This window comes from Streptomyces fuscichromogenes, assembly GCF_014645815.1.
GTDB lineage: Bacteria > Actinomycetota > Actinomycetes > Streptomycetales > Streptomycetaceae > Streptomyces > Streptomyces fuscichromogenes.
Genome location: NZ_BMML01000012.1, coordinates 130,748 through 153,569, shown reverse-complemented (window position 1 = coordinate 153,569; position 22,822 = coordinate 130,748). Strand labels below are relative to the sequence as shown.

Here is a 22,822-nt window from a genome sequence, read left to right as displayed (position 1 = left end):
CGCGGGCTGCCCATGAACCGGTCCCCACCTGCGCCGAGTCCGCTATGTCCGGCCGCACGCCGCACAGGTAACGGTGAGTTCACCCGGCTTCCCTTCCTCGGCAGTCTACGCGCGTGGTGTCATGCCCACGCTCACCCACCCCCCACGTGAGCGTCTATTCGACTAGGAGTCACGCACATGCTGTCGAAGCTTCTCGTTCGCGCGGGTGTCGCCCTGGCGGCCAGCGCAGCCGTGGTCGCCACCGCGGTCCCCGCGAACGCCGCGAGCTACACCGCGTTCGCCTTCTCGCTCAGCAGCAGCGAGCCGACGATCTACGACTTCATCAACTCGGCCACCAGCTCGCTGGACATGACGATGTACGAGCTGGAGGACACCACGGCCGTCAACGACCTCATCGCCCTCGAGAAAAAGGGCGTCACCGTGCGGGTCGTCCTGGACCAGGCGCACAAGAGCGCCAACAACTCCGCCTACACCTCCCTCACGAACGCGGGCGTGGGCGTGGCGTGGTCGTCGACCAGCTTCGTCTACACGCACCAGAAGACCATCACGGTCGACGCCGCCAAGTCCCTGGTCCTGACCGGCAACCTGACCTCCCAGTACTACTCGACCGGCCGGGACTACGGCGTCTTCACCGACGACACCCGGGATGTCGCGGCGATCGAGAAGGTCTTCAACGCCGACTACGCGGGCACCTCGATCACCCCCACCGACGGCGACCACCTGCTCTGGTCCCCCACCGACTCGCGCAGCCGCCTGCTGACCGTGGTCAACGCCGCCACCACGACGCTCGACGTCGAGGAGCTGGAGTTCAGCGACAGCACGGTGGTCAACGCGATCGTCGCCAGAGCCAAGGCGGGGGTGAAGGTGCGGGTGGTCCTGGAGACGCCGGGCGACTACTCCAGCGAGGTCTCCGCGATCAAGGCCGCGGGCGGCACGGTCGTCGGCTACTCCGACCCCGACGGCTTCTACATCCACGCCAAGGCCATGGTCGCCGACTACGGCCTGTCCACCCAGGAGGTGGAGGCCGGCTCCATGAACATCAGCAGCAACTCCCTCTCCAACAACCGTGAGCTGGGCATCATCCTCACGGGCACCGGGGTGGCGCAGTCGGTGGCCACGACCGTCGAGACCACGTTCAACAGCGACTACTCGGGCGGCACCGCCGCATAGCGGTCCGCGTCCGCGGGCCCGCCCGGTTCCGCGGGCCCGCCCCGGCCGCGCTTCGGCCCGCCCCGGCCGCGCTCAGGCCCGGCCGGGGCGGGTGCTCGCCACCGGGGCGGGTGTCGCCGGTCGGCGCGGCACCCGCCGGGGCGTCGCCCGGCAGGCCGTGGAGCCGCCGCGCAGACCCGATGCCGAGGCAGCCGCAGGGCACCGTGTGACCGGCCGAGCCGGTGACCGCCGGCCGCCGCCCGGGGCACGACCCGCACCTCCGGCGGGCGCCACCTGGCCGTAACCTTGCGCACGTGAACGCCGAGATCGTCCCGGAGCCCCCGGACACCCCGCAGCCCCGGCCGCAGTCGCTCCTGCTCGCCTTCTTCGGCAACCACGTACTGGAGCAGGGGCCGCTGGCCGTCTACTCGGGCAGCATCATCACGGTCCTGGGCCGGGCGGGCGTCGGCGAGCAGGCCGTCCGCTCCACGCTCACCCGCATGGTCAACCGGAACCTGCTGCAACGGCAACGGCAGGGCCGCCGGATGTACTTTGGCCTGACTCCGCTCGCCACCCAGATCCTGCACGACGGCGGGCGCCGTGTCTGGGAGACCGGCGCCGTCAACGACGACTGGGACGGCTCCTGGACCCTGCTCGGCTTCTCGCTGCCGGAGTCCTGGCAGCGCCAGCGGCACGATCTGCGCTCCCAGCTCGGCTGGTCGGGTTTCGGACCGCTCTACAGCGGGCTGTGGATCGCACCCGGCCGGGTGGACGTCTCCGCCGTCGTCGCCGAACTCGGGCTCTCCGCCCATGTGAAGATCTTCCACGCGCTGGCCGACGGGGCGACGGACATCGACCTCATGATCCGCGACACCTGGGACCTGGAGTCGATCGCGGCCCGCTACGAGGACTTCCACAGCCGCTGGGAGGCATGGCGGGCCGGTCCCGACGACGACGCCGTCGTCACCCGGCTGCGGCTGGTCAGCGAGTGGCTGGACATCATCCGCACCGATCCGCGGCTTCCCGTCCGGCACCTGCCCGCCGACTGGCCGGCCCACGAGGCGGAGACGACGTTCCACCGCGTCGCGGCCGAGACCGAGGCCCCCGCCCGCCGGATGGCCGCGGCCCTGCTGGAGACCACGCCCCTGTGACCCGTCGCGCCCCGGCAGACCGCCCCTCGGCCCGCACGGAATCCCTGGTCAGCCGAGATCATCGGGCGATCTATGCTGCTTGGAGCAAGGGGTTCGCCCGACCGTCGAAGGAGAGGGTGCTCGTGCAAGGCGACGCTCCCTGTCCGGCATCCGCACCGTGTCCGTCTCTCCCGAGGAAGTCCCGTTGAACTTCTGGTCGATCTATGAGCACGGCTTCGCGCGCGTCGCCTCGTGCACGGGCCACACCGTCATCGCCGACCCGCGTGCCAACGCCGAGGCGGTCCTGCGCCAGGCCCGCAGCTGCGCCGAGGAGGGCGTCGCGGTGGCGGTCTTCCCGGAGCTCGGCCTGACCGGCTACTCGATCGAGGACCTGCTGCTCCAGGACGCGGTGCTCGACCAGGTCGAGGAGGCCGTCGCGACGGTGACGGCCGGTTCGGCCGGACTGCTGCCGGTCCTCGTGGTCGGCGCCCCGCTGCGCCACCGCAACCGGGTCTACAACTGCGCGGTGTTCGTGCACCGCGGCCGGATCCTCGGGGTCGCCCCCAAGTCGTACCCGCCGAACTACCGGGAGTTCTACGAGCGGCGCCAGATCGCCGCGGGCGACGACGAGCGCGGCGGCACCATCCGGATCGGCGGCGAGAGCGTGCCGTTCGGGGTGGACCTTCTCTTCGAGGCGGAGGACGTCCCGGGTCTCGTGCTGCACGCCGAGATCTGCGAGGACATGTGGGTGCCGGTGCCGCCCAGCGCGGAGGCCGCGCTCGCCGGGGCGACCGTCCTGGTCAACCTCTCGGGCAGCCCGATCACGGTCGGCCGCGCGGAGGACCGGAAGCTGCTCTGCCGCTCCGCGTCGCAGCGCTGTCTCGCCGCGTACGTCTACGCGGCGGCCGGGCTCGGTGAGTCGTCCACGGACCTGTCCTGGGACGGCCAGACCATGATCTACGAGAACGGCGCGCTGCTGGCCGAGACGGACCGGTTCCCGCTGGGCGACCAGTACGCGGTGGCCGACGTGGACCTGGACCTGCTGCGGCAGGAGCGGGCCCGGATGGGTTCGTTCGACGACAACCGCCGTACCCACGCGGCCCGCACCGGGGACTTCCGGACCGTCCCCTTCCGGCTCGACCCGCCGCCGGCCGACCTGGGCCTGCGCCGCAGGGTCGAGCGCTTCCCGTTCGTACCGGCCGACGCCGAGCGGCTGGCCCAGGACTGCTACGAGGCCTACAACATCCAGGTCGCCGCGCTCCAGCAGCGGCTGGCCGCGATCGGCGGCCCGAAGGTGGTCATCGGGGTGTCCGGCGGCCTCGACTCCACGCACGCACTGATCGTGGCCGCGCGGGCGATGGACCGCGCCGGCCGTCCGCGCGGCGACATCCTGGCCTTCACCCTGCCGGGCTTCGCGACGGGCGAGCACACCAAGGGCAACGCCCACCGCCTGATGAACTCGCTCGGCGTGACCGCGGCCGAGCTGGACATCACGCCGACCGCGCGGCTGATGCTCCAGGAGATGGGCCACCCGTTCGCCTCCGGGGAGCCGGTCTACGACGTGACTTTCGAGAACGTCCAGGCCGGGCTGCGCACCGACTACCTCTTCCGGCTGGCCAACCAGCGCGGCGGCATCGTCCTCGGCACCGGGGACCTGTCGGAGCTGGCGCTCGGCTGGTCGACGTACGGTGTCGGCGACCAGATGAGTCACTACAACGTCAACTCCGGGGTGCCGAAGACGCTGATCCAGCACCTGATCCGCTGGGTGATCAGCAGCGAGCAGTTCGACGCGGAGACCGGCAGCACGCTGGCCGCGATCCTCGACACGGAGATCAGCCCGGAGCTGGTGCCGGGCGAGGAGCTCCAGTCCACCGAGTCCAAGATCGGCCCGTACGCGCTGCACGACTTCACCCTCTACCAGGTGCTGCGGCACGGGTTCCGCCCGTCGAAGATCGCCTTCCTGGCCTGGCACGCCTGGCACGACCGGAACGCGGGCGCCTGGCCGCCCGGCTTCCCCGAGGCCGATCGCAAGGAGTACGACCTCGCCGAGATCCGGCACTGGCTCGACTACTTCTGCCGCCGCTTCTTCGCCTTCGCCCAGTTCAAGCGCTCGGCGATGCCGAACGGACCGAAGGTCTCGGCGGGCGGCTCGCTCTCCCCGCGCGGCGACTGGCGTGCCCCGTCGGACAGTTCGGCGAAGGCCTGGCTGCAGGACCTGGCCCGCGTTCCGGAGTAGCCGCCCGCCCGCCGGGGGGGCGACGCGTCCCGCGTCAGTTGCCGCCCGGCCGCATGACGAGGCAGGTGGTCGTCGCGTGGGCGATCAGCTTCCCCTGCTCGTCCAGCACCTTGCCCTCGGCCGTGGCGGTGGAGCGGCCGACGTGGATGACGGTGCCCTCGGCCGTGAGGGTCTGGCCTCCGGTGTGGGCGGCGCGGATGTAGTTCACCTTGAGTTCGAGGGTGGTGTAGCCGACGCCGGCGGGCAGGGTGGTGTGGACGGCACAGCCCATCACGGAGTCGAGGAGGGTGGCCGCGATGCCGCCGTGGACGATGCCGAGGGGGTTGGCGAAGTCGGGGCGGGTGTCGAGCGAGATGACCATACGACCGTGCTCCACCTCGTCGAAGCGCATGCCGAGCAGCCGGCCGATGGAGGGAGTCACGGCGTCGGTCGGCCGCGCGGACTGTATCCAGCGCATCAGTTCGAGACCGGACAGGGCGGCGAGGTCGGTGGTGGACACGGGTGGCTCCTAGGTGTGCTGGTGTGGTGGTACGGGACGGCCCGCCGTCCGGGCAGCGGGCCACGCCGATCGTCAGGTCGTCAGGTCGTCAGGTCGTCAATGAGCGTCGATGGTCGCCGCGGATCGCCGCGGGTCGTCATCGGTCCGGGAACGCGTGAGTCAGTAGTTCGCGCAGCTCGGCGGCGGCCGCGTCCAGCGGGGCGGTGCTCTGTTCGGCACGGCACATGATCACTGCGCCTTCGAGGGCGGCGATGACGAAGGCCGCCAGCCGGGTGCTGCGTGCCTCCGGGAGGCCGTGTCGGCGGAAGTGCGCGGCGAGCGCCTCCTGCCAGCGGGCGAAGACGACGGCGGCGGAGCGGGCGAGCTGAGGTGCTTCGTCGTTGGTCTCCGCGGCCACGGCCACGACCGGGCAGCCGACGCGGTAGCCGCTCTGCGCCAGCCGCTCCCGCCACAGCGCGAAGAAGGAGTCCACCGCCTCCAGCGGGTCCTGGGCCGCCATGGCGACGTCGATCCGCCTCAGCATGCCGTCACCGGACCGGATCACCGCCTCCTCGACCAACTGGGCGCGCCCGCCGGGGAAGTGGTGGTAGACGGAGCCCCGGGGCGCGCCGGTGCGGGCGAGGACCCGGTCGATGCTGGTGGCACCGGCACCGTACTCGCGCAGCAGCTCCGCCGCACCGCGGAGCATCCGTTCCCGGCTGTCGCTGGTGCGCGGGCTCATCAGCCCACCGCCCTTCCCTCGAAGACACGGTCATGTCCTTACCGAAGGGTAAATTATGGTGTGTGCCATAGAACATGCAAGAGGGAAGCTGCGGGAGTCCAGGACGGGTCCCCGGCCGGGTTTGTGGCCGACGCCCTCGCCAGGGTAAGCTCGATCTTGAGCGAGGCACCCAACTCCGGGTGACACGCGATGCGTTGGTGGTCCAAGGAAAGACGCTCCGCTTCCTGCGGGGAAATGCAGGTGCAAGGCCTGCCCGGCGCTCCACCCGAGGAGCCCCGTCCCTGATCCGTCAGGGACGGGGCTCCTCGCATGTGCGGACCGCGCCGACGGCCGGCGTGCCGCACGCCCGGTGACCGGTTGCGGGGCCTCCCTCCGCTTTCCACGGTGGGCGCAGGACAGCACCTCTCGAAAGGAAACCCATGCGCTCCCTGGTCTCCCGCGGCCTCCCCTTCTCCCGTCCTCGACGCGGTGACCGGCCTCCTCGGCACCCTGCCCGCGCTGCCGGCGCCGCTCTCGGCGCACGGCCTCGCCTTCACAACAGCGGTCACCCCGTAGAGAGCTGACGCGGCGTCGGACCGGTCCCCGGCCGCCGGGCCAGACGAAGACCCGCTCGACCCACGGCGCTCCGGGTGCCGCCCGGGGCCGTCAGTCGCCCGTTGCCGCCCGGTCCCGCCCGGGGCCGTCAGTGGCCGTCAGTGGCCGTTCCAGCCCGGGACGGTCGGCAGCACCTGTTCCGCCACCCGCACCAGGGCCATGTCGTCAGGCGGTACGTCGTCCTGTCGCCACAGTGCGACTTCGAACGTGCCCTTGCCGTCGTCCTTGCCCTGCTTGGAGACCAGGACACAGCGCGCGGTCCCGCCGGGGCCCGTGCTCGCCTTGCCGCCGCCGAGGTCGAAGCCGATGGAGAAGGTCGGGCTGGAGTAGAGGACGGCGGGGTGTCCGAGGACGGTCGTCCTGCGGGCGTCGGTGAGCAGGCCGGCCGCCTCGGAGACGGTCATGTCGTCGTACGACGCCGTCAGCTTCACGGAATACGTCTTCAGGGTCACCGTCGCCTCGGGTTCGGCGAGCTTCTTGCCCCCGGCGAGCGTGAGCCACTCCCCGCTGCCGTCGGCGGTCTGGGCCACCTCACGCGAAGTCCCCAGCAGTACCGGCAGATCCGGGCGGTTGAGCGCCTTGCACAGCCGGGCGCCGGACACATAGCGGGCCGGCAGGTGGTCGTCCGGCTTCGAACAGGCCGCCGGTTCACCGGAGGTGTCCTTCTGGTGGACGAACTCCTTCTGCGCCCACAGGGCGCCCACGACGACCGCGAACAAGGCCACCGCCGCGATCGCCTGAAGCCCCGGTCTGCCGTCCTTTTCGGGCTCGGCGAAGCCTTCGGTCATGTCCCCCACCCCCGTTGTGCGTCCCCTGTGCGCGGTGGAGCCTAACCGATGTCCACGGGGGAAGGCACACGTCGCACATGCGTCTCGGTGGCAGGGAGATCCTCCGGGAGTGTTTGATGGCGACAGGACGCTTCGAACCGGAGAGAACAGGGGTGGACGCGGTGGCCGACGGACGGGTCGTCGAGGCGGACGGGAGCGCCCTGGTGGTGCGTCGCAGGCCGCGGGACCGCACGCGCGCCGCGGTGCTCGTCCTGCACGGCGGGCAGGAGAACGGCCATCGTCCGGCGCACCCCTGGCAGCCGGCCGCGCTGCGCATGCGCCCCTTCCTGACCGCCGCCGCCTCGGTCTCCTCGCCCCGCGACGTGCTGATCGGCCAGGTGCGCTACCGCTACCAGGGCTGGAACGACGCGGCCGACGCGCTCCAGGACACCCTGCGCGCCCTCGACGAGCTGCGCGGTCTGGCCGGCGACGCGTCCGTGGTGTTGGTCGGCCACTCGATGGGCGGCCGGGCGGCGCTGCGCGCGGCGTCCGATCCCTCGGTGTGCGGTGTGCTCGCGCTGGCCCCCTGGTGCCCGCCCGGCGACCCCGTGGACGATCTCACCGGGACGCGGATCGTCGTCCTGCACGGGGACCACGACCGGACCACCGGCCCCGCCGACTCGGCCGCGTACGTACGGCAGGCGCGTACGGCCGGCGCACAGGCCGGAATGGTGCTGCTCAGGGGCGGCGATCACGCGATGCTCCGCCGCAGCCGCGACTGGCACCGCGCCTCCGCCGCCGCCATCAGGCGGTTGCTGCGCCCCGAACGCGACCTCGACGGGTGGACGGCGCAGGCCTGCGCGTCGGACGGACCGCTTCTGCGCTGAACCGCGCCCTGGTAGGGTGCCTCGCCCCCACGGGACATCCATCCAGAGGACTGCCGATGCCGGTCGCACGATCGTTCAGGTTTGTCACGTACCTGACAGTCACGTTCCTGGTTCTCACCCTGTTCGGCACCGCCCCGGCCAGCGCCGGGCCACGGTCCGCGCCGCCCGCCACGCCGACGCCGGCTCTGTCGGCCACCGGCACCTGGCAGCCCCCGCTCTCCACCCGCGGCCGCTACATCGTCGACGCCGCCGGCAACCGCTTCCGTCTGAAGGCCGCCAACTGGGACGGCGCACAAGGCTCCTGGACCGGAAGCGGCAGCATCACCGACCCCGCCAACCACCACGCCGGCCAGGACTCCTACGGCATCCCCCTCGGCCTGGACCGCGCCCCGCTGTCCCAACTCGTCTCGGACTTCCTGGCACTCGGCATCAACAGCATCCGGCTGCCGTTCTCGAACGAGATGATCCACACGACGACTCCGGTGCCGGACGCGGCGGTCACCGCCAATCCGCAGTTGCGCGGGAAGACACCGCTGGAGGTCTACGACGCCGTCGTGTCCGCCCTCACCGGCGCGGGCCTCGCCGTCATCCTCAACAACCACACCAACACCTCCCGTTGGTGCTGCGGCGTCGACGGCAACGAGCGCTGGAACACCGGCCAGTCGACGCAGCAGTGGGCCGACGACTGGGTCTTCATGGCCCGCCGCTACGCCGCCGACTCCCGTGTGGTGGGCGCCGATCTCTACAACGAGGTGCGGCGGAACGTGCTCGACGACCCCAACTGGGGCCTGGGCGACGACCACGACTGGTACGCGGCGGCCCAGCTCGCCGCCGACCGCATCCTGACGGAGGCGAACCCGAACCTCCTCATCGTCATCGAGGGCATCAACTGGACCGGCCTGCCGGTCGACGGACTCCCCCACGGCCGTCCCGTCCTCACCCCCGTGCGCACCCTGTCCAACACCCTCGTCGACGCGCACAAGCTGGTCTACTCGGCCCACTTCTACGGCTACACCGGCCCCCACCACAGCGGCGCCACCGGCATCGGCGAGACCAGCGACCCCCGCTACCAGGACCTGACCCGCGACGAGCTGTACCAGGCCCTCGCCGACGAGGCCTTCTTCGTCACCACCGAGGGCAAGCACTACACCGCGCCGGTCTGGATCAGCGAGTTCGGCATCGGCGCCAACGAGACCGGCACGGCCGCCCGCACCTGGTTCGGCAACATCACCGACTACTTCGCCGACCACGACACCGACTTCGCCTACTGGCCGCTGGTCGGCTGGGCGGGCCACGACGACTGGGCACTGCTGAGCTACGACACCTCCGGGCACCGGTCCGGCATCCTCGACGGCGGCGACTGGCGGGCCACGGCCTGGGGCCACCTCATGAACTCCGCCGGCCGCACGGGATACATCGCACCGGGCACGACCTGGCGGATGCTGGCCACGGATCACGGTGACGCGGTCGAGTCCCTGCGCGTACGGGCGGGCGGCGACTGGGACTCCGGCGCCTACAAGGCGACCTGCCCGGACGGGCTGCGGCTGATCGGCCTCGCGCACTCCGGCGGACGCGGCCTGTGCACCGACGCGACCGCCGGCGACCTGCGCGCCACGGGCAACGCCCAGACGGTGGTCACGGACGAGCGGTACGTCCCGGCGGGCGGCGACTGGGCCTCCGGGTACACCAAACTCCAGTGCCCGGCAGGCCAGTTCGTCATCGGCTACAGCCGTCGCGGGGAGCGGGTGTCGGCGGTCCTGTGCGCACCGGCGCGTACCACGTCGAGCGCGAGCGGCCGCACGCTGTGGTTCGACCGCTCCGACAACCGCCCCGCCGACGGGGCGGGCGACGACTTCGCGTACGGCGCCTACAAGGGCCAGTGCGAAGCCGGCGAGTACATCGCGGGCGTCGCCTTCACCACCCGTGTGGGCAGCACGCAGGGGCCCGCCGCCATGCTGTGTGTCCCCCTGCCGTCCTGACCGGGCCGCGTCCGTACCGACGGCTTCACAACCGCTCGTTCACCCGTGACCCACCTGACAGGCGGGCCCCTGAGGACTCAGGGCACGCCTGTCAGTCCCCCGCCGGATGCCGGTACGGCCAGGCCGTCGTGGTGCTCGGCGGTGGCCGTGAGGACGGCCTGCTGGAGGCGGCGCAGTCGTGCCGACGGCTCCAGGCCCAGGTCCCGGACGAGCAGGGTACGCAACCGCTGGTAGACGAGCAGGGCCTCGCCGCGCCGGCCCGAGCGGTAGAGGGCGAGCATGAACTGCGCGTGCAGGTTCTCGTGGGAGGGGTAGCGGCTGGTCAGGACCGTGAGTTCGGCGAGCAGTTCGCGGTGTCGGCCGAGTCGGAGATCGGCCTCGATGCGCTGGTCCAGTGCGCACAGCCGGCTCTCCTCCAGCCGCCGTGCCTCCATGCCCAGGTGGGCGCCGGTGGGTACGTCGGCGAAGGGCGGACCGCTCCACAGGTCCAGGGCCCGGCGCAGGATGCCGGCGGCGGCGGTGAGGTTCCCGTCGTCCATGGCGCGGCAGCCCTGTTCGCGCAGTCGCTCGAACTCCTGGATGTCGCTGCCGCCGCCTCCGGTGGCGAGGAGGTAGCCGCCCGGCAGGGTCGCCAGCACGTCCTTCGCGGACCGGGCGGCCCCACCCTCGGGACCGGCACCCGGACGCAGTGCCGTCGCGATGAGCTCCCTCAGCTGGAGCACATAGGTCTGCAGGGTGGTGCGGGCGCTGCGCGGTGGAGTGCCCGCCCAGAGTTCCTCGGTCAGGGTCGGGACGGGCACCACCTGGTCGGCGCGCAGTGCCAGCAGGGCCAGTACCTGGCGGGGCTTCGGTGCGGTCGGGGCGATGGACACCCCGTTCTCCCGCACGTTCAGCGCGCCCAGCAGCCCGATGTCCACACGCGTCTCCCCGGTCCTCTCAGCTGACACTCCGCCAGTAGAAAACAGCTTAGACGGTCTGTCAACAGGCCCTTGGCCAGACCAATTCCAGCAAGCCGCCGGAGACCGGCCACGGGGCCGCACCCCTTCCCCGCCGGCCGCCGAATCAGCAGCCCAAGGGCACTTCTTCGACGACCGGCAAAGCCGGCAGGGCGGTCCGCGCCCTGGCCGGCCATGCGAATCGGTCATCGGATCAGGCGAGATCTCATCCCCGAAGAGCGCTCGAAAGAAACCATGTGGTCGGTTACTTGACGGTGGCCCGAGCCGGGTGTTCCGTCCGCGGGTGCCGGCGGGGAGAGACGGCGAGGAGCACGATGCCGAGCGCCAGCACCGCCAGTCCGCACCAGGAGACGCCCGGCAGACGCTCACCCAGGGCGGCGACTCCCAGGACCGCGGCCACGGCCGGCTCGGCCAGTGTCAGGGTCGTCGCGGTCTGGGGGGCGGTGTGGCGGAGGCCGTGCCCGAACAGGCGGTAGCAGAGGAAGGTGGTGACCGTCCCGAGGTACCCGACGACCAGCACACCCCGCACCGTCAGCAACTGGCCGCCACCGCCCCACAGCACCACGGGCAGTACGAGCAGCGCCGCCCCTGCGAACATCACGCCCATCACGGCACCGGAGGCATGCCCGCGAGCGATGAGCTGCCCACCGGCCAGGGCGTACACGGCGTACGACAGGCCCGCGAGCCCCGCCGACAGGACACCGAGGACATCGACGGCGGCGCCGTCACCGGCGAGTCCGGGCCCGAGGACGAGCAGCGTGCAGCCGAGCACGGCCGCCGCCGTCGCGGTGATCCAGCGGGCCGAGGGCCGGGACCGGCGGGTGAGCCAGGCCAGGAGGCCGGCGAAGACGGGGGCGCCGCCGAGCGCGATCACGGTGGCCACGGCCACGCCCGTGCGGGCCACGGCGGGATAGAAGGTGAGCGGGTATCCGGCCACCGCGAGGACGCCCAGGGCGAGCAGCCGGCGCTCGCCGCCGGTGCAGGCCCGGGGCAGGGAGCGGCTGCCGGGCGCGGTCAGGAGGAGGAGCAGGCCGCCGAGGACCAGACCGGCGGCGCCGATGGCGGCGGCCGGCGCTCCGGCGGGAGCGAGCGAGGCGGCGGTCCCGGTGGTGCCCCACAGCACGGCGGCCGTGAGGATCGGGAGCGGCCCGGCGAACGGGCCGGCACGGCGGGGACGCGGGCACGCGGCGGCTTCGTCCTGCGCGCGGGAGGCGGAGGCGGGGTGGGATGAGGTGTCGTTCGGCACAGTCGTGAACTTCCGTCGTCGAATACCGTCTCTGGACTGGTCTCGATGCGGGCGCACGACACGAGCCCCGGGCCGCCTCGAAGGCAGGGCCGGGAGCATTGGTCCGATCCGTCAGCGGGTGCGCCCGGTCAGGCGCAGAGCGGCGGCAGAACGACGTGCCAGTAGGTGTTCACGCAGCGATCGTACCGGAGGCACCGCGGCGGCCGCCGACCGGTCCTGTCGGATCCGTGATCATCGGAATCCGCCCGCCGCACACCGATGACATCATCGATGCCACTTGTCATATAGTTCGACCAACTTTTGGCCAACGTGCGCCGATATCGTTTTCCGGCCCCTGCCCGTGGGAGAGACTCACCCGCGGAGGGGGGACGTGCACGTCTGTTTCACGCCGGACGTGCCATCCCGCAGTGTCGCGTCGCCCAGGGGAGGGCGGCGAGCGGACCAGCGGAGGAATGCATGACGCAGTCGCTTCCGGGGCAACGCCCTGCCCAGGAGCAGACGTTCACCGGTGACGGGCGACCGCCCGTCGTCGTGATCGGCGCCGGGCCGTACGGACTGTCGGTGGCCGCCCACTTACGGGCGGCGGGGGCACCGGTCCGTGTCTTCGGTGACGTGATGGGCAGTTGGCGGCACGCCATGGCCACCGGGATGTACCTGAAGTCGACGCCGGACGCGACCGATCTGTCGGCGCCGGAGCCCGGCGGCCGGCTGGCCGACTTCCGGCGCGCGCAGAGCGAGCCGGAGCTGACGGAACTGACACCGATCCCGTGCGACGTCTTCGTACGGTACGGACAGTGGTTCCAGAAGCGGTATGTCGGTGAGGTCGAGCCGGCCCGGGTGACGGCGGTCGGGCGGCCAGCGGCCGGACCCGGCTTCGTCGTCGGGCTGGACGACGGGAAGGAGATGGCGGCCTCGGCCGTCGTGGTCGCGACCGGGCTGAACGGTCTGGCCCATGTACCGGACGAGTTGCGGCAGCTCGCCCCCGAGGGGCCGGGCCCGCGGGCGCGGGTGTCGCACACCAGTCACCACACGGATCTGTCCGTGTACGCGGGGCGGCGGGTGGCCGTGATCGGCGGTGGCCAGTCCGCGTTGGAGAGCGCCGCGCTGCTGCACGAGGCAGGTGCCGAGGCGCAGGTCCTGGTGCGCGAGCGGACGGTGCTGTGGGGCATGACGCCCGACCTGGCCCGGCCCTGGACGCAGCGGGTGGCCAAGCCGGCCTCGCCGCTCGGCACGGGCTGGATCCTGGCCTCGGTGTGCGCGGCACCCGGTGGCGTGCGCTGGTTGCCCTCGGCGGCCCGGCTGCTGCTGTTCCGGCGGGCACTCGGGCCCTCGGGCGGCTGGTGGCTGCGGGACCGGGTGGAGGGTGTCGTACCAGTGCACACCGAGCGCCGGGTCACGGGTGCCGTGGTCAGCGGGGCGGAGGTGCGCCTGGACGTCGCCGGTCCCGGGGGCGAGCACACGTCCCTCGCCGTCGACCACGTACTGGCGGCCACCGGTTACCGGCTGGACCTGGACGCCCTGCCCTTCCTGTCCGCGGCGGTGCGCGGTGCCGTGGCGTGCGTGCCCGGTTCGAGGGCGCCGGTGCTGCGGGGGACGTTCGAGTCGTCGGTGCCCGGCCTGTACTTCACCGGTTCGCTCGCGGCGCCGATGTTCGGTCCGATGATGCGGTTCGTGGCGGGCACGGAGTTCGCCGCCGTCCGTATCGCCCGGCACGTCGCGGCCGGCTGACGAGCCGGTCGGCCGCTTCTGGCGGGCCCGTCAGCCGGTTCTGGCGAGCGGGTCCGCCCTGCCCGGCGCCGGGGCGTCGTCGGCCGGGGCCGCCAGCACCGACTGCCGTATCCTGCCCAGCGCGGCCGAGGGCTCCAGGCCCTGGTCGCGTACCAGGGTGGTGTGCAGTCGCCGGTAGGCGTCCAGGGCGTCGCTCCGGCGGCCCGAGCGGTGCAGGGCGAGCATGAGCTGGCCGCACAGGCTCTCGTGAGTGGGGTGCCGGGCGGCCAACACGGTGAGTTCGGCGATCAGTTCGCGGTGCCGGCCGAGTTCCAGGTCGGCCTTGATGCGCTGGTCCAGCGCGCACAGCCGGCTCTCCGACAGTGCCCGGATCCAGGTGTTCAGGTACTCCCCGGGGGAGATGTCGGCCAGGGCCGGCCCTCGCCACAGGCCGAGCGCGGCGCGCAGCAGCCGGGCGGCCTCGGGCTGGTCCCCGGCCTCCCTCGCCCGGTATCCGGAGTCGGCGATCCGCTCGAACTCCCGGACGTCGCTGGTCCCTTCACCTCCGTCCAGGAGATAGCCGCCGGGTACGGTGCGCAGGACCTGCTTGGCGGTGCGCGCACCCGCCCCGCCACCGGCCCCTTCCAGCGCGGCGGCGATGAGGTCGCGCAGGTGCATGATGTACGTCTGGAGGGTGGGGCGTGCGCTGCGCGGCGGATGTCGCCCCCAGAGTTCCTCGGTCAGCGTGCCGACGGCCACCGCCCGGTCCGCGTGCAGCGCGAGCACGGCGAGCACCCGACGCGGCTTGGGCGCGGTCGGGGTGATGGAGACCTCGTTCTGACGTACGTCGAGAGCGCCGAGTATGCCGATGTCCATGCCGTACCCCTGCTCGTCGGCCACCGTGGGTGGCACGGGGCGATTCCTGGGCCCCCGAGTCAAAAACGGCGCGGACGGTTTGTCAAACCCGACTCCGGCCGGTTGGCGCGTCCCTGACCACGGATCAGGAGTCGGAGAGCGCGACACCCGCGAACTGGTGGCCGTGCGCCGCCAGTTGCGGGAGTACCAGGGACCAGAACTGCTCCACGTGCCGGGGTGGGATGCGATCGCGGTCCTGCGCGCCGAGCACCTCGAAGCCGACCGTGGCGGCGACTATCACCGCGGCCACCCGGTCGGGGGACACCCCGTCGGCCAGCTCCCCCGCCCGCTGGGCACGGAGCAGTTCCTCGCACACCCAGGCACGCCACCAGCAGCCGAAGCCCGCACCGTTCTTGCGGGAGGGGTCCACGCTCAGCTTGAAGCCCGCGCGGACGACGACGTCGACCGCGACCTCGGCCAGGACCTCCCGGGTCACCGTGACCAGCAGGTGCAGTGCGGAGGGGGCCGACGGCCGCCGGTCGGCGACCAGTTGCTCCACGGACCGCCGGGCTGCGCTCTCCACCTCGATGGCGAGGGCGTCCTTGCTGGGAAAATGGAAGTGCAGCGCCCCGGTGCTCACCCCCGCCCGCCGGCAGATCGCGGGCAGCGAGGCCAGTGCGTATCCGTCGGCGGCGAAGACCTCGGCCGCGGCAAGAACGAGGGCCTGGCGGGTTCGGGCCGCCCGGAGCTGCTTGACCATCGCGTCCCCCTGTTGATCCGGGCGAATCCGGAACGCGGACGGCCCGGTTCGCGCCGGGCCTGCGACCTTCCGAATTCGAGAACCATAGAAAACAGCACGATTGGTAGGTTCGTCGGTGTCTGGCTGGGTCAGGGCTGCTCGGACAGCCCCTGCACGCCGACCGGTTCGCGGCCTCCGGGAGGTGAACAAACCAGGCAGGCGGTTTGGTACGAGGCTGGTCAGGCCTCGGTGGGCACGGGCGATTCCCGCTGCTGACGTTCGACTTCCTCGACGACCCGGGCGCCCCGGTCGGGGGCGGTGTCCAGCCGGATCAGGGCGGCGGGAGTGGCTATGGCCGGCAGGACGTGGTTGTAGAGGACGGAGATGCGGTCGTTGAGATCGGTCCAGTCGGAGACCACCTCGGACATGAACTGGGTCCCGATCCAGGCCCCGAGGAAGCATTCGGCGGTCTCGCGCGGCGTGACGTGCGGCAGCACCTCGCCGCGCGCCTTGGCCTCCACGAGCTTGTCCGTCACCAACTGGGTCCAGGCCGGCCACGCGCTGCCGAACAGGGAGCGCCCCTGGATGTCGGCGGACAGCCGTATACCGGCGAGGAGGATGACCTCCTTGGGGATCCGGTGGGCCAGCGTCATGCCGATGTCCACCCACTCCTGGAGCTTCAGCTCGCGCGGCACCCAGTAGTCGTCGCTGATCTGGGCGTTGATCACGCCGCGCGCGAGCGCTTCCTTGGAGTCGAAGTGGAAGTACAGGGCTCCCTTGGTGACTCCGGCCCGCTCGAGGATCTCGGCGATCGTCGCCGCCGTGTATCCGCGCTCGGCGAAGACGGCCGCCGCGGCCTCGACAACAGCGCGTCGGGTCCGAATCGCACGCTCCTGACGCACCATGGGGACCCCTCCTCGGTCAAAACAAAACCGGACGTGACGTACCTTACCCCAATCGGGGGTCGGTATTTCGGCTGCGCAGAACCGATTCCCGGCCGGTCCCACCGCCCTTCCGCCCCCGTCCCACTCCCCTCTCCCGCACCGGTGTCCGGTGCCGGAGCCGGGGCGTCGGTGCGGGTCCTGCCGGGCAGTTCACCAGGCGGTGCGCCCACCGTCCACGGTAAGTGTGGCACCCGTGACGAAGCTCGCCTTGTCACTGCACAGCCAGGCGGCGGCCTCCGCGACCTCCTCCGGATCGGCGGCGCGGGCCTGCGGGGCGGAGCGGTGGGCGCGCGCCTCGTTCTCCGGCGACCTGGCGAACCAGTCGTCGATCATCTCGGAGCGGGTCAGACCCGGGGCGATGGCGTTCACGCGGATGCGGTGCGGGGCGTACTCGACGGCGGCGGCCTTGGTCAGTCCGATCACCGCGTGCTTGGAGGCGATGTAGGGAGCGGCCGTGGAGGACGCGACCAGGCCGCCGACACTGCTGGTGTTGACGATGGCGCCGCCGGTCTCCAGCATGGCCGTGATCTCGTGTCGCAGACAGTTCCACACGCCGCGCAGGTTGGTCTCGGTGACCCGGTCGTAGTCGGTGTCGTCGATGAGGTGCATCGGGGTCCTCGGAAGGGCGACGCCGGCGTTGTTGAAGGCGGCGTCGAGGCGGCCGTACCGCTCGACGGTGAACTCGACGGTCCGCCGCACCTGTTCGCCGTCACGGACGTCCAGGGTGCGGTGGCTCGCCTCGGCGCCCCGGGCGCGCAGTTCGGCGGCGAGCTCGCTGAGCCTGTCCTCGCGGCGGGCGGCGAGCACGACGGTGGCCCCCTGCCGGGCGAACACCCGGGCCGCGGCGGCCCCGATGCCGCTGCTGGCGCCGGTGATGAGAGCCACCCGGCCCGCCAGTGCGGCTCCCTCCCCCACGGTCACCCGGTCACCTCACGCGGGCCGGAAAGCGGGCCGGAAAGCGAGCCGGCGGGCTGCCAGACGGTGCCCGACCCGGCCTCGCGGTCGAGGGCGCGCAGGCGCTCCTCGTCGATCTCGGCGAGGCCACCGACCAGGTGCCGGACGCCGAGTTCGCGCATCAGCACCGGCTGGAAGCCGTGTTCGAAGGTACTGGGCCGACCGACGAAGGGCACGTCCAGGTCACGGGCGTGAGCGGCGAAACGGGCGACGTCGTCGATGAAGAGCACCTGGTGGTAGTCGAGGCCGAAGCGGTCCCGGACGATCTCCCGGATGCCGGGGCGGATCTCGTCGGTGCAGATGTAGTGGGGTGCGGTGAACAGGTGCTCCCAGGCGCCGAGATGGCGCTGGAAGTGGTCCTCGCCGAGGCCGCCGTAGCAGATGACGTCCAGACCCAGGGCGCGCAGCCGGTGCAGGAGTTCCTCGGCGCCGTCGAGGGTGTGGACGGGGTGGTCGCGCAGGTAGTGCTCGCGCTCGGCGAAGTAGTCGGCGACGGCCTCCTGCTCGCTCACCCCGGCCCCCGTCTCCTCCAGCAGCACCTTCGCGGCCGCGAGCCGGGACTGCGAGAAGAGCCGCTGTTCCAGTTCCCGGGTGTACGTGCCGCCGTACTTGAGGACGAGGCGGTGCAGGACGGGACTGAAACTGTCGTCGAGCAGGACGCCGTCGATGTTGACGGCGGCGAGGCGCAGGGTGCGCAGTGGTTCCATCGGGTCTCCCTCTCGCAGTCCGTTCGACAATCATGCAGGGGCTGTCGAGGAGGGGCAGGGTTCTGGCACCGCGTCAGACGGGCTCCCTGCCGGGGAATCTGGCCGAAAGAGACCGTCGCACTGGTTTCCGCCAGGGCGGTCCGGATCCCGGTGCCGTCGACAAGACGCCGTCGACATCTGCCACTTGGTCCGTTTTTCGCCGTGCATTCCGCATCGTCGAGCGCAAAAATACGTGTCCGGGCAACCACTGAGCGGAGTCATGCATGGATCGAGTCGCACCACGCTTGGTGAATCCTTTACCCGGTGGCCGACCCGAGAAAACCGGTAGGTCCGTATCTTATAGGCGTCGAACAGAGCTTCAAGCCAACGAAGAGCTTTCCGACGGGGGTTGCCGATGAGCCTGTCCGCCAGCGCGATCGGAGTCGGTCTGCCCGCACTGTCCCGGCTGACCACCACGGTCCCCAAGGAGTACGTCCACCGGGCGTCCCTGGCCGAGGTCTTCCTCAGCGGCTGCACCGCCCAGGACGACGGACTGCACTTCTCCCTCACCGGACAGTGGCCCCGCGCCCACACGTTCTTCAACAGCGCCGACGGTTCGAGCCATGACCCGCTGCAGGCCGCAGAGACGTTTCGACAGGCCGGCATGTTCGTCACGCACGCGGAACACGGCGTACCCCTCGGCCATCACTTCGTGCTCTGGTCGCTCAGCTGCCACACCGATCTGGACCGGCTGCGGATCGCCTCCCGCCCCACCGACTTCGCACTCGACGTGGCCTGCCCGGACTCCGCACCGCACGGCCGGGCGTCCACGCGCCGGATGGGCATCGGGTTCGTCCTGCGCCGGGACGGCCTGACCGTGGCCCACGGGGAGGGCCGGTACTCCATCGTCTCGCCGCCCGTCTACGTCCGGCTGCGCGCCAACCGGACCGGAAGACGGGGGACTTCGGCCGGCCCGATCGTCGAGGCCGACCCGATGCCGCCGGCCGCCGTGGGCCGCACCTCCCCCGCCGACGTGGTACTGACCGCCACCGACGCACCGGACCGGTGGCTGCTCACTCCGGACCTGGACCACCCGATCCTCTTCGACCACGACGGCGACCACCTGCCCGGCATGGTCCTGATGGAGGGCGCCCGGCAGGCCGCCTGCGCCCGCCTGGCGCCTCGCGGACTGATCCCCGCGAGCACGTCCACGTCGTTCCACCGCTATGCCGAGCTCGACAGCCCCTGCTGGATCGACGTCACCGGGGTGACGGCCGGAAACGACGGCACCGCGACCGTCGACGTCACCGGCGTGCAGGACGGCGAGACCGTCTTCACGTCCACGGTGAGCGGACCCGTCGTCCGGGGCTGACACCCGCGCCGCTCCGGCACGCCTCCGCCGCCAGACCCCCCGAGGGAGCCTGACGGCGGACGTCCCACGTGTCAGCGACGGTGCCCGGAGGTGTTCCGCTCGTCCCCGTCACGGTGCCCGGAGGTGTTGCGGTCGCCGCCGTCACGGTGCCCAGGGGCGTTCCGCTGGTCCCCGTCACGGTGCCCGGGGACGTTCCGCTGGTCCCCGTCACGGTGCCCGGGGACGTTCCGCTGGTCCCCGTCACGGTGGCCGGGGACGTTCCGGTCGCCGCCGTCGCGGTGGCCGACGGCGTGCCGGTCGTCCATGTCACGGTGGTGGTTCAGGCCCCAGGAGGCGGAGTCGACGTAACGCCCGCGGTCGTTGCGCAGGGTGGCGGTGTCGGCGTCGTGGTTCCACACGGAGGAGCGGCGGTCCTGGTACAGGTCCGTCGCGGTGTCCCGGCCCTCCCCGGTGTGGACCCGGACCGTGGCGCCACCCTCCAGCCGGTAGTGGCGGAAGGTGTAGCTGTGGCCGTCGGCGTCCGACAGCGTCCAACCGCTGAGGTTCACGTCCCGGCGCGCGTTGTTGGTGACGTCCACCCACTCCCGGTTCAGCGCGCGGCCGGAGAAGATCCCGCGGCCCTGTACGTCGTGCCGCACGGCGCTGATGACGACCCCGTCCCGGTGCGACGGCGACGGGTGCGCCGCGGCCGCCACGGCCGGCAGGGCCGCGGCACCCACCAGGGCGGCCGCCACGGCGGCGGCGGAACCGAGACGACGGGCGGTGACGGAAACGGAAACGGACACGTGGTCCCCCTTCACAGGGTTCGAGCACACTCCAGCCGCGTGCGACACGAAGCCGCAGGCCGCGAGGGGTGTGTCGGTCTGAGTGGCGGCCGGGTGGCCGCGCATCCACACCTTGCAACCCGGCCGTGCGACGTTCGGGACATACACGGCTCCTATTACGCATCCTTCGCTTTCCTATGACTCTCGGTTGTAACGTCCATTTATTAGGTGAATGCACGATATTGACGCCGTACCGGGCTTGCCGGCCCCGCAGGGAAAGGCCTGCGGCACCCCTCCCGCCCCACCGGCCGCGCACGCAACGAAGCACGGCTCACCCGAAAGTGAGTAACAGTCAACGGCCGATCGGACCCGCCGGCAGAAGTCGATCTTCTGGGCGTCATCCGGAATTTCCAAACTGGTTAGTAACAAGAGGGGGTCCGAAGAAAGCGTTTGCCGCTACGTTTTGCCATGCCTCATTGGCATGCCCACAACTCTCAGCGCACACCTCCCCGTAGGAGACACCCCCATGCGCAGACTCGTTGCCTGTCTGGCGGCCGCCGTCGCCGCTCTCGGCGGGCTCACGGCGACGGCCACCCCGGCCGCAGCGGCCGCCTCGGGCACGTTCAGCGTGCTCACGTACAACGTCGCCGGGCTCCCGGCGGCACTGTCCAGCGCCTCCACCCCGCGTGACACCAGCACCACGGCGATCGGCACACGCATCGCGCCGTACGACATCGTCAACGTCCAGGAGGACTTCAACTACCACGCGTACCTGTACGCCACCGACACCCACCCCTACCGCACCGCGACCAGCGGTGGCGCGGGCATCGGCAGCGGACTCAACACCGTTTCCAACTACGCCTGGGACACGGACGACTTCGAGCGGGACGGCTGGAACTCCTGCCAGATCGACTCCGGGGACTGCCTCACGCCGAAGGGCTTCACCTTCATGCGCGAGCGGCTCGCCGAGGGCGTCTACGTCGACTTCTACAACCTGCACACCAACGCGGGCACGAACGACGGCGACGAGGCCTCCCGGGCCGACAACCTCAGCCAGCTGACCTCCTTCATCAGCACTCACTCGGCAGGCAACGCCGTCGTGGTGATGGGTGACACCAACACCCGCTACACCCGCACCGCCGACACCATCGCCGAGTTCGCCTCGAACAACGGGCTCACCGACGCCTGGGTGCAGCTGATCCGCGGCGGCAGCGCGCCCGCCAAGGGCAGCGACGCGCTCGTCTGCGACCAGTCCGGGGCGACCGTGCCCAACACCTGCGAGGTCGTGGACAAGGTCCTGTACCGCAGCAGCAAGCTGGTGAACCTCAACGCGACCTCGTACAACAACGAGCACGCCAAGTTCCTGACGAGCGACGGCCTGATGCTCTCCGACCACGACCCGATCACGGTCGGCTTCTCCTGGTCGCAGAACGCGAACTTCCAGCTCAGCGACCAGTTCGGCGGCCCGCACGGCGACTACTACCAGGACATCGACAAGGTGGCCGCCGGTGCCCGCGCCACCAGCATCTCGCTGCGCAGCGGCTCGCGTGTCGACCAGGTCGGCATCACCCTCAACGACGGTACGACGCTCACCCACGGCGGTACCGGCGGCACCGCGTCCTCACTGACGCTGGGCAGCAGCGAGTACGTGACGACGGCGTACCTGTGCGAGGGCGTCAAGGACAGCCACACGCGGATCTTCTACGCCAAGTTCACGACCAACCTGGGCAACACCCTCGCGGGCGGTACCACGACCTCGGACTGCGTGACCCGGACCGCACCCTCGGGCTGGCAGATCGCCGGCTTCCACGGCCGCGCCGGTGACGAGCTCGACAAGGTCGGCTTCATCTACACCAAGCGCTGACCGCGCCACGGTCGGCCGGCGGACGTCACGAACGGTCCGCCGGCCGACCGGACGGGGGCGAGCGGCACATCGGCGATGATGACCGTATGGCCGCCATGGAGCTCCGCCTCGAAGCCACCGACCTGCCCGGACGCACCTGCCCGGCGCCCGCGGACAGCGGTCTGTCCGGGTACTGCGGCATCCACGTCGCCGTGCAGCGCCGCGACCGCCCCGCCGAGCTGCTCGACCCGCAGCCCGGCGACGCCGACTCCGCGGCCTGGACCCTGCCGTGCTCGACGGCGGTCTCGGCCGCCGGCGTCGACTTCACGGGGCCCTATGTCCAGGGCGGTCCCGGTGGCAGGTTCGTCTACCTGTCCTGGGGGACGGTGACCGCCGGATCCGGCTTCACGATGTTCCGCCGGGCCAAGCTGATGCTCGACGCCGTCCCCGGCGCCGTGGCCGAGGCGGCGGCGCGGAACGGGCTGCTGGTCGGCCGGCTCGGGCTGACCGACGCCCGGGGCATGCCACTGTGCGCACGGGTGGTACCGCCGGCCGTCCTCTGGAGTGCCGGGAGCGGCCCCCGCCCGAGCGCCTCGCGGTAGTCGGCCCGTGCGGTCCCGGCCAGCGCGGTCTCGGTGCCTCCAGGCCCATCCGGTCCCGGAGCTCGCCGGTGCGCGGCTGGATGCCGACGGCCTCGGCGTACGGCAGCCGGGCCGGCGCCCGCCATCAGGACACCGGTCGGGTGCGTCACGGGTGTCTCCCGGCAGGTGACCCGGACCGGTTCCGTCCCTCCA

General features: G+C 71.6%; 20 protein-coding genes. 9 read left to right on the top strand and 11 right to left on the bottom strand.

Annotated elements, in window-relative coordinates:
- Positions 1-177: 177 nt before the first annotated feature.
- The 3 genes from IEZ11_RS26005 (at position 178) to IEZ11_RS25995 (ending at position 4,515) form a co-directional block, all read left to right on the top strand.
- A complete protein-coding gene (locus IEZ11_RS26005) occupies positions 178-1,170 on the top strand; it encodes a phospholipase D-like domain-containing protein (RefSeq protein ID WP_189265291.1) in 993 nt (330 codons plus the stop codon).
- Between the two features lie 293 nt (positions 1,171-1,463).
- Entirely contained in the window at positions 1,464-2,300 is an 837-nt protein-coding gene (locus IEZ11_RS26000; RefSeq protein WP_189265290.1) for a PaaX family transcriptional regulator, read from the top strand.
- A gap of 184 nt (positions 2,301-2,484) precedes the next feature.
- A complete protein-coding gene (locus tag IEZ11_RS25995) occupies positions 2,485-4,515 on the top strand; it encodes an NAD(+) synthase (protein WP_189265418.1) in 2,031 nt (676 codons plus the stop codon).
- Positions 4,516-4,549: 34 nt separating this feature from the next.
- Here the strand turns inward: IEZ11_RS25995 and IEZ11_RS25990 are convergent, their stop codons facing one another.
- From IEZ11_RS25990 to IEZ11_RS25980, 3 genes are all read right to left on the bottom strand, one after another.
- Entirely contained in the window at positions 4,550-5,014 is a 465-nt protein-coding gene (locus IEZ11_RS25990; protein WP_189265289.1) for a PaaI family thioesterase, read from the bottom strand.
- A 136-nt stretch (positions 5,015-5,150) separates the two neighbouring features.
- Entirely contained in the window at positions 5,151-5,735 is a 585-nt protein-coding gene (locus tag IEZ11_RS25985; RefSeq protein WP_229713360.1) for a TetR/AcrR family transcriptional regulator, read from the bottom strand.
- A 692-nt stretch (positions 5,736-6,427) separates the two neighbouring features.
- On the bottom strand, positions 6,428-7,117 hold the full coding sequence (locus IEZ11_RS25980) for a DUF6215 domain-containing protein (RefSeq protein ID WP_189265288.1): 690 nt from the start codon (positions 7,115-7,117) through the stop codon (positions 6,428-6,430).
- A 116-nt stretch (positions 7,118-7,233) separates the two neighbouring features.
- Between IEZ11_RS25980 and IEZ11_RS25975 the strand changes: the two genes are divergently transcribed.
- Both IEZ11_RS25975 and IEZ11_RS25970 read left to right on the top strand, forming a co-directional pair.
- On the top strand, positions 7,234-7,983 hold the full coding sequence (locus tag IEZ11_RS25975) for a dienelactone hydrolase family protein (protein ID WP_189265287.1): 750 nt from the start codon (positions 7,234-7,236) through the stop codon (positions 7,981-7,983).
- Positions 7,984-8,039: 56 nt separating this feature from the next.
- A complete protein-coding gene (locus tag IEZ11_RS25970) occupies positions 8,040-9,962 on the top strand; it encodes a glycoside hydrolase family 5 protein (protein ID WP_189265286.1) in 1,923 nt (640 codons plus the stop codon).
- A gap of 77 nt (positions 9,963-10,039) precedes the next feature.
- Here the strand turns inward: IEZ11_RS25970 and IEZ11_RS25965 are convergent, their stop codons facing one another.
- Together IEZ11_RS25965 and IEZ11_RS25960 are read right to left on the bottom strand one after the other, a co-directional pair.
- A complete protein-coding gene (locus IEZ11_RS25965) occupies positions 10,040-10,879 on the bottom strand; it encodes an AfsR/SARP family transcriptional regulator (RefSeq protein WP_189265285.1) in 840 nt (279 codons plus the stop codon).
- Positions 10,880-11,162: 283 nt separating this feature from the next.
- Entirely contained in the window at positions 11,163-12,164 is a 1,002-nt protein-coding gene (locus IEZ11_RS25960) for a DMT family transporter (protein ID WP_229713359.1), read from the bottom strand.
- Between the two features lie 456 nt (positions 12,165-12,620).
- Here IEZ11_RS25960 and IEZ11_RS25955 point away from each other — a divergent pair, with 456 nt between their 5' ends.
- Positions 12,621-13,892, top strand: a complete 1,272-nt coding sequence (locus IEZ11_RS25955) for an FAD-dependent oxidoreductase (protein ID WP_189265283.1) — start codon at positions 12,621-12,623, stop codon at positions 13,890-13,892.
- A 30-nt stretch (positions 13,893-13,922) separates the two neighbouring features.
- On the opposite strand, the gene IEZ11_RS25950 is transcribed toward IEZ11_RS25955, so the two are convergent.
- The 5 genes from IEZ11_RS25950 to IEZ11_RS25930 form a co-directional block, all read right to left on the bottom strand.
- Entirely contained in the window at positions 13,923-14,747 is an 825-nt protein-coding gene (locus tag IEZ11_RS25950) for an AfsR/SARP family transcriptional regulator (RefSeq protein WP_189265416.1), read from the bottom strand.
- Positions 14,748-14,871: 124 nt separating this feature from the next.
- The gene (locus tag IEZ11_RS25945; RefSeq protein WP_189265282.1) at positions 14,872-15,486 is read right to left on the bottom strand and encodes a ScbR family autoregulator-binding transcription factor; all 615 of its coding nucleotides are present in this window, start codon (positions 15,484-15,486) and stop codon (positions 14,872-14,874) included.
- Between the two features lie 218 nt (positions 15,487-15,704).
- Positions 15,705-16,370 (bottom strand): ScbR family autoregulator-binding transcription factor, encoded by a 666-nt coding sequence (locus IEZ11_RS25940; protein WP_189265281.1) that lies wholly within the window; start codon positions 16,368-16,370, stop codon positions 15,705-15,707.
- Positions 16,371-16,559: 189 nt separating this feature from the next.
- Entirely contained in the window at positions 16,560-17,330 is a 771-nt protein-coding gene (locus tag IEZ11_RS25935) for an SDR family NAD(P)-dependent oxidoreductase (protein WP_229713358.1), read from the bottom strand.
- Positions 17,327-18,070, bottom strand: a complete 744-nt coding sequence (locus IEZ11_RS25930; RefSeq protein ID WP_189265280.1) for an HAD family hydrolase — start codon at positions 18,068-18,070, stop codon at positions 17,327-17,329. The genes IEZ11_RS25935 and IEZ11_RS25930 overlap by 4 nt, the downstream gene beginning before the upstream one ends.
- A 394-nt stretch (positions 18,071-18,464) precedes the next feature.
- Here IEZ11_RS25930 and IEZ11_RS25925 point away from each other — a divergent pair, with 394 nt between their 5' ends.
- The gene (locus IEZ11_RS25925; RefSeq protein ID WP_189265279.1) at positions 18,465-19,421 is read left to right on the top strand and encodes a ScbA/BarX family gamma-butyrolactone biosynthesis protein; all 957 of its coding nucleotides are present in this window, start codon (positions 18,465-18,467) and stop codon (positions 19,419-19,421) included.
- A 71-nt stretch (positions 19,422-19,492) separates the two neighbouring features.
- On the opposite strand, the gene IEZ11_RS51070 is transcribed toward IEZ11_RS25925, so the two are convergent.
- Positions 19,493-20,206 carry a lamin tail domain-containing protein gene (locus IEZ11_RS51070; protein WP_308426497.1) on the bottom strand — a complete coding sequence of 238 codons (714 nt, stop codon included), beginning with the start codon at positions 20,204-20,206 and terminating at the stop codon, positions 19,493-19,495.
- 505 nt (positions 20,207-20,711) lie between these two features.
- Between IEZ11_RS51070 and IEZ11_RS25915 the strand changes: the two genes are divergently transcribed.
- Positions 20,712-22,049, top strand: a complete 1,338-nt coding sequence (locus IEZ11_RS25915; protein WP_189265277.1) for a jacalin-like lectin — start codon at positions 20,712-20,714, stop codon at positions 22,047-22,049.
- Positions 22,050-22,144: 95 nt separating this feature from the next.
- On the top strand, positions 22,145-22,630 hold the full coding sequence (locus tag IEZ11_RS25910) for a DUF5990 family protein (RefSeq protein WP_189265414.1): 486 nt from the start codon (positions 22,145-22,147) through the stop codon (positions 22,628-22,630).
- Positions 22,631-22,822 lie beyond the last annotated feature (192 nt).

Coding starts and splice junctions, on each gene's coding strand:
- IEZ11_RS26005 (WP_189265291.1), top strand. CDS start 178: ATGCTGTCGAAGCTTCTCGTTCGCGCGGGTGTCGCCCTGGCGGCCAGC.
- IEZ11_RS25985 (WP_229713360.1), bottom strand. CDS start 5,735: ATGAGCCCGCGCACCAGCGACAGCCGGGAACGGATGCTCCGCGGTGCG.
- IEZ11_RS25980 (WP_189265288.1), bottom strand. CDS start 7,117: ATGACCGAAGGCTTCGCCGAGCCCGAAAAGGACGGCAGACCGGGGCTT.
- IEZ11_RS25975 (WP_189265287.1), top strand. CDS start 7,234: ATGGCGACAGGACGCTTCGAACCGGAGAGAACAGGGGTGGACGCGGTG.
- IEZ11_RS25970 (WP_189265286.1), top strand. CDS start 8,040: ATGCCGGTCGCACGATCGTTCAGGTTTGTCACGTACCTGACAGTCACG.
- IEZ11_RS25955 (WP_189265283.1), top strand. CDS start 12,621: ATGACGCAGTCGCTTCCGGGGCAACGCCCTGCCCAGGAGCAGACGTTC.
- IEZ11_RS25950 (WP_189265416.1), bottom strand. CDS start 14,747: ATGGACATCGGCATACTCGGCGCTCTCGACGTACGTCAGAACGAGGTC.
- IEZ11_RS25945 (WP_189265282.1), bottom strand. CDS start 15,486: ATGGTCAAGCAGCTCCGGGCGGCCCGAACCCGCCAGGCCCTCGTTCTT.
- IEZ11_RS25940 (WP_189265281.1), bottom strand. CDS start 16,370: ATGGTGCGTCAGGAGCGTGCGATTCGGACCCGACGCGCTGTTGTCGAG.
- IEZ11_RS25930 (WP_189265280.1), bottom strand. CDS start 18,070: ATGGAACCACTGCGCACCCTGCGCCTCGCCGCCGTCAACATCGACGGC.
- IEZ11_RS25925 (WP_189265279.1), top strand. CDS start 18,465: ATGAGCCTGTCCGCCAGCGCGATCGGAGTCGGTCTGCCCGCACTGTCC.
- IEZ11_RS25915 (WP_189265277.1), top strand. CDS start 20,712: ATGCGCAGACTCGTTGCCTGTCTGGCGGCCGCCGTCGCCGCTCTCGGC.
- IEZ11_RS25910 (WP_189265414.1), top strand. CDS start 22,145: ATGGAGCTCCGCCTCGAAGCCACCGACCTGCCCGGACGCACCTGCCCG.